Source organism: Bradyrhizobium sp. STM 3809 (assembly GCF_000239795.1).
GTDB lineage: Bacteria > Pseudomonadota > Alphaproteobacteria > Rhizobiales > Xanthobacteraceae > Bradyrhizobium.
This window is the reverse complement of the sequence record NZ_CAFJ01000764.1, coordinates 1-5,503: the sequence shown is the minus strand read 5'-3', so window position 1 is coordinate 5,503 and position 5,503 is coordinate 1. Positions and strand designations below refer to the sequence as shown.

At 67.6% G+C, this 5,503-nt stretch carries 5 protein-coding genes; 2 read left to right on the top strand and 3 right to left on the bottom strand.

Translation table 11 applies throughout. From position 1 onward, the window contains the following. The 3 genes from coaBC to ubiE all read right to left on the bottom strand — a co-directional run. Positions 1-1,212 (bottom strand): bifunctional phosphopantothenoylcysteine decarboxylase/phosphopantothenate--cysteine ligase CoaBC (gene coaBC / locus BRAS3809_RS32600; protein WP_035660077.1); only part of this gene is annotated, 1,212 nt, incomplete at its 3' end. A 282-nt stretch (positions 1,213-1,494) separates the two neighbouring features. After that, positions 1,495-3,069 carry a 2-polyprenylphenol 6-hydroxylase gene (gene ubiB, locus BRAS3809_RS32595; RefSeq protein WP_008966271.1) on the bottom strand — a complete coding sequence of 525 codons (1,575 nt, stop codon included), beginning with the start codon at positions 3,067-3,069 and terminating at the stop codon, positions 1,495-1,497. Then, positions 3,066-3,827 (bottom strand): bifunctional demethylmenaquinone methyltransferase/2-methoxy-6-polyprenyl-1,4-benzoquinol methylase UbiE, encoded by a 762-nt coding sequence (ubiE, locus tag BRAS3809_RS32590; protein WP_008966270.1) that lies wholly within the window; start codon positions 3,825-3,827, stop codon positions 3,066-3,068. Before ubiE ends, ubiB begins: the two co-directional genes overlap by 4 nt. Before the next feature lie 105 nt (positions 3,828-3,932). On the opposite strand from ubiE, the gene mutM reads away from it, so the two are divergent. After that, the gene (gene mutM / locus BRAS3809_RS32585) at positions 3,933-4,814 is read left to right on the top strand and encodes a bifunctional DNA-formamidopyrimidine glycosylase/DNA-(apurinic or apyrimidinic site) lyase (RefSeq protein ID WP_008966269.1); all 882 of its coding nucleotides are present in this window, start codon (positions 3,933-3,935) and stop codon (positions 4,812-4,814) included. A gap of 65 nt (positions 4,815-4,879) precedes the next feature. Then, positions 4,880-5,362: a Crp/Fnr family transcriptional regulator gene (locus BRAS3809_RS32580; RefSeq protein WP_008966268.1), complete on the top strand. Its 483-nt coding sequence runs from the start codon at positions 4,880-4,882 to the stop codon at positions 5,360-5,362. Positions 5,363-5,503 lie beyond the last annotated feature (141 nt).

Genomic DNA, 5,503 nt, shown 5'->3' with positions numbered 1-5,503 from the left:
ATTGTCGATCAGATGTTCCGTCTCCGCCGCGAAGCCGACCACGAGGCCGGGACGCTTCTCCTTGAGCTTCGAAATGGTGGCGAGGATGTCGGGGTTCTCGACCAGCTGCAGCGGCGGGATCGCCTTGTCCGTCTTCTTCAGCTTCTGGCCGCCTTCATTGGCGACGCGCCAGTCGGCCACCGCCGCCGCGAAGATCGCGACATCGGCGGGCAGCTCGGCCTCGACGGCGTCGAGCATCTGCCGCGCCGACTCGACATGCGTGACCCGGACGCCCTTGGGATCGGCGAGGTCGACCGGCCCCGCGATCAGCCGCACGTCGGCGCCGGCGGCTGGCGCGGCGGCGGCGATGGCAAAGCCCTGCTTGCCGGACGAACGGTTGGCGATGTAGCGGACGGGATCGATCGGCTCGTGGGTCGGGCCGGCGGTGATCAGCACGCGGCGGCCCGCGAGCGGACGCGGCATCGGCGGCTTCAACATCGCGACCACGGCCTCCGCGATCTCGGTCGGCTCCGCCATGCGGCCGACACCGGCCTCGCCCTTCTCGGCCATCTCGCCGGCGTTGGGGCCGATCATCTGGATGCCGTCGCGCTGCAGGGTCGCCGCGTTGCGGCGGGTCGCCGGGTTGCTCCACATCATCGGGTTCATCGCCGGCGCCAGCAGGATCGGCCGGCTCGCGGCGAGCAGGATCGCGCTGGCGAGATCGTCGGCGGCACCTTGCGCCATCTTGGACATCAGGTCGGCGGTCGCCGGCGCGACCACGATGAGATCGCAGTCGCGCGCCAGCCGGATGTGGCCGACGTCGAACTCGCTGCGCGCGTCGAACAGGTCGGTGAAGACGCGGTCGCCTGATAACGCCGAGGCCGCCAGCTCGGTGACGAACTGCGTCGCCGCTTTGGTCATGACGCAGCGGACCTGGATGTGGCGCTCCCTCAAGCGCCGGATCAGGTCGAGCGACTTGTACGCGGCAATGCCGCCGCCGATGATCAGGGTGACGCGCGCCTCGCGGGCGAGGCCGGGCTGCGGCACGAGCGGCTCAGGTGGGACGGCCGGAGCGGGTGCGGACAAGGGCGGCTCGGACGGATCGACCGGCTCGATCAGCGCGCGCAGGATGACGCGAACCTCCTCCTCGACAGATCGCCCGTTCTGCGCCGAGCGCAGCCGGAGATAGGTCTTCAGCGAATCGTCGAGCTTGCGGATGGTCAGGCTGGCCATCACCGCCTCCCCAGCATTGTCGTTGTGAATGCAATGCTAGCAGAAATTGATGGCAGTGCAATCAGTGCCCGGAACGCCTGTGGGGTCAGCCCAGCTCTCAGTCACCGTCATTCCGGGGCGCGCGCAGCGCGAGCCCGGAATCCGTAAGCACGAAAGGCTGCGGGCCGCGAGATCGAGACGGCGCCTGTCTTCGTCACACCACCGCTCGGGATATGGATTCCGGGCTCGCCCTAGCGGGCGCCCCGGAATGACCTCTTGGGAGTGGGCATCGGTATCGCGGCTTTACAGCCGCAGCACCGCGAACAGGATGCCGATGAAGGTCAGCGCGATGACCCACAGGGCGATGGCGCGCCAGCGGCTCTTCTTGCCTTCGGTGCGGCCCATGGCGGCGATGGTTTCGGGCGACAGGCGGAGGCCGTCGCGGGTCATCGTCTCCAGGTTCTCCAGCACGGCCGCGGCGCGGGCGGCGAGCACCGGCAGAGTGGACGTGATACGGGCCAGCTCGCCGATGCCGGTGACGGCACCCTCGATGCGGCCGAGCGGGCCGAGATTGCGCTCGATCCATTCGCGCACCACGGGGTCGGCGACCTTCCAGATGTCGAGCTTGGGATCGAATCCGCGCGCGACGCCCTCGACCACCACCATGGTCTTCTGCAGCAGGATCAGCTCCGGCCGGGTCCGCATGTCGAACAGGCCGGTGACCTCCAGCAGCAGGGTCAAGAGCTTGGCCATCGAGATCTCTTCGGCCGTCCGGTTGTGGATCGGCTCGCCGATGGCGCGGATGGCTTGCGCGAAATTCTCCACCGAATGATGAGGCGGCACGTAGCCGGCCTCGAAATGCACCTCGGCGACGCGGCGATAGTCGCGGGTGATGAAGCCGAGCAGGATCTCGGCGAGGAAGCGCCGCTCCTTCATGCCGAGCCGGCCCATGATGCCGAAATCGACCGCGACCAGCCGGCCCTGCTTGTCCAGGAACAGGTTGCCCGGATGCATGTCGGCATGGAAGAAGCCGTCGCGCAGCGCGTGGCGCAGGAAGCTCTGGATCACCTTGCGGCCGACATCGGGCAGGTCGACATTGGCCTGTGCCAGCCGGGCGTGATCGTTCAGCGCGATGCCGTCGATCCACTCCATGGTGAGGACGTTGTTGGCGGTGCGATCCCAGTCCACCGCGGGCACGCGGAAGTCGGGATCGTCCTTGATGTTCTCCGCCATCTCCGACAGCGCGGCGGCTTCGAGCCGGAGGTCCATCTCCATCGCGACCGAGCGCGACATCGTGTTGATGACCTCGACCAGCCGCAGGCGCCGCGCCTCGGCGGAATGCGCCTCAGCCTTCTCGGCGACGAAGAAGAAATCGGCGAGGTCGCGGCGGAAGCGCGCCGAGACGTTCGGCCGGAGCACCTTCACCGCCACGGGATGACGGATGCCGTCGCGCTCGACCTCGCCACGGTGAACCTGCGCGATCGAGGCGGCCGCCACCGGCGGACCCAGCGAGGTGTAGAGCTGGCTGATCGGCCGTTCGAGCGCGGTGGCGATGACGGCTTCCGCCTCGGCCTGCGGGAACGGCGGCAACCGGTCCTGCAGCGATTCCAGGTCGCGCGCCATCACGACGCCGACGACGTCAGGCCGCGTCGCCAGGAACTGGCCGAGCTTGAGATAGGCCGGGCCCATCCGCTCCAGCGCGCGCGACAGCCGTGGTCCCGACTTGGCGCCGGGCCGCTCGACGAGTCGCGCGAGCTTCAGCGCGAGCTGTCCGGGCGGTCCGACCAGGCTGGGATCGACGACGCCGAACACGCCCTCGCGCGCGAACACCAGGGCGGCCCGGGCGAGCCGCGAGATATGTGTCAGTGCAGAGATCACAAACGCCAGCCGGAATGAAGCGCGACGATGCCGCCGGAGAGGGTCTGCCAGGACACGCGGGAGAAGCCGGCCGCCGAGATCATCTCGGCGAAGGCGTTGGGGCGCGGAAACTGGCGGATGGATTCGACGAGGTAGCGATAGGACTCGGCGTCACCCGTCACGGCACGGCCGAGCTGCGGAATGACGTTGAAGGAGAACAGGTCGTAGAGCTTGTCGAGCCCGGGCACCTCGACGGTCGAGAATTCGAGGCACAGGAAGCGGCCGCCATGCTTGAGCACGCGATAGGCTTCGGCCAGCGCCAGGTCGATCTGCGGCACGTTGCGGATGCCGAAGGCGATCGTATAGGCGTCGAAGGAGCGGTCGGGGAAGGCGAGCGTCTCGGCATTGCCCTCGACGAACGACACCCTGTCGTCGAGATACTGCTTCAGCGCGCGCTGCCGGCCGACCTCGAGCATGTCGCCATTGATGTCGCAGACCGTCGCATGAAAGCCGGCGCCGGCCTTCTTCGCTGCGCGGAACGAGATGTCGCCGGTGCCGCCGGCCACGTCGAGCAGCGCGAACGGCGCATCGCTTTTCGGCGGGTTCAGCGTGTTGATCATGATGTCCTTCCAGACGCGGTGCAGTCCGCCCGACATCAGGTCGTTCATCAGGTCATAGCGGGAGGCCACGCTGTGAAACACGTCGTTCACCAGCGTCTGCTTCTCGCCCAGAGGCACATCTCTGAAGCCGAAATGAGTGGTTTGGTCCGGCTGATCCATCACCCTTACTCCGATACGGCACCATAGCGCTGTCGCGGCCAAGGCGCTATCACGTCAGCCGGACAAGGTGAATGGTCGTGGACGCAAAAGGTGAATTGAAGCGGCATGCCTGAACTGCCCGAAGTCGAGACCGTCCGGCGCGGGCTGCAGCCGGTCATGGAGGGGGCCAGGATCGTCACCGCGGAGGCGCGGCGCGGCGACCTGCGGTTTCCGTTTCAGCCCGATTTTGCGAAGCGGCTGCAGGGTCAGACCGTCACCGGGCTTGGCCGGCGCGCCAAATATCTGCTCGCCGATCTCGGCTCGGGCGACGTGCTCCTGATGCATCTGGGCATGTCCGGCTCGTTCCGCGTGATCAAGCCGGAGCATGAGGAGACGCCGGGCGAGTTTCACTATCCGCGCGGCAAGGACAGCGTGCACGACCATGTCGTGTTTCACATGTCGTCGGGTGCCGACATCGTGTTCAACGATCCGCGCCGCTTCGGCTTCATGAAGATCATCGGCCGCGGCGAGATCGAGCGCGAGCCGCATCTGAAGGATCTCGGGCCCGAGCCGCTCGGCAATGAATTCGACGCCGCGATGCTGGCGCGCGCCTGTGTCGGCAAGAAGACCAGCCTGAAGGCGGCGCTGCTCGACCAGCGCGTCGTCGCCGGGCTCGGCAACATCTATGTCTGCGAGGCGCTGTTCCGCGCGCATCTGTCGCCGCGCCGCCTGGCGGCGACGCTGGCGACGAAGAAGGGCGAGCCGACGGACCACGCGAGGCGGCTGGTCGAGGCCATCCACACCGTGCTGAACGAGGCCATCCGCGCCGGCGGCTCCTCGCTGCGCGACCATCGCCAGACCAGCGGCGAGCTCGGCTATTTCCAGCACTCGTTCCAGGTCTACGACCGCGAAGGCGAGCCGTGCCGGACCGACGGCTGCGAGGGCGTGGTCAAGCGCTTCGTGCAGAACGGGCGCTCGACGTTCTGGTGCCCGAAGTGTCAGAGGTGATGTGACGCCGGCGAGGGGGGGCCATGCCTGCTTGTGGCGGCCGGGCGCGAGCCTATACTGCGGCCATGGCTGTCAGCTCGCCCGACCTGAAAGCATTCCTGCTCGCCACGCCGTTCTTCGGCGGCCTGTCGGATGCGAGCCTCGACCTGCTGATCTCGATGCTGGGCGTGCGCGAGTTCGAGCGCGCCGCCGTCATCGTCGCCGAGGGTGAGGCGGGCCGCTCGATGTTCGTCGTGCACAGTGGCACGCTCGAGGTCAGCGAGCGCCTGGAGAGCGGTGGCGCGATCCACATGTCGAGCCTGCAGCCCGGCGATTTCTTCGGCGAGATGACCTTGCTGGAGATGCAGAACCGGTCCGCCACGGTGATCGCGGAGACGCCGGCCCTGCTGTACGAGCTCACGGCGCCACAGCTCTATGCGTTCTACAAGGCCGACATCCGCGCCTATGTCATCGTGATGCAGAACATCAATCGCGAACTGTGCCGCCGCCTGCGGCGCGCCGATGCGCGCATCAAGATGCTGGAGATGCGGGAGGCGGGGGCGCGGTAGGGCGGCTCTTACCGCGCTTGCGGCAGGCGGATCTCGTTCGACAATCGGGTCGTGTGCTCGGCTATTTCCAAGTCGTCATGGCCGGGCCTGTCCCGGCCATCCACGCCGTTCAGCGGACTTGGAACGACATGGATGCCCGGG

Bases quoted from the DNA above. Each gene is read 5' to 3' on its own strand.
- BRAS3809_RS32580 (WP_008966268.1), top strand. From the start codon at position 4,880: ATGGCTGTCAGCTCGCCCGACCTGAAAGCATTCCTGCTCGCCACGCCG.
- mutM (WP_008966269.1), top strand. From the start codon at position 3,933: ATGCCTGAACTGCCCGAAGTCGAGACCGTCCGGCGCGGGCTGCAGCCG.
- ubiE (WP_008966270.1), bottom strand. From the start codon at position 3,827: ATGGATCAGCCGGACCAAACCACTCATTTCGGCTTCAGAGATGTGCCT.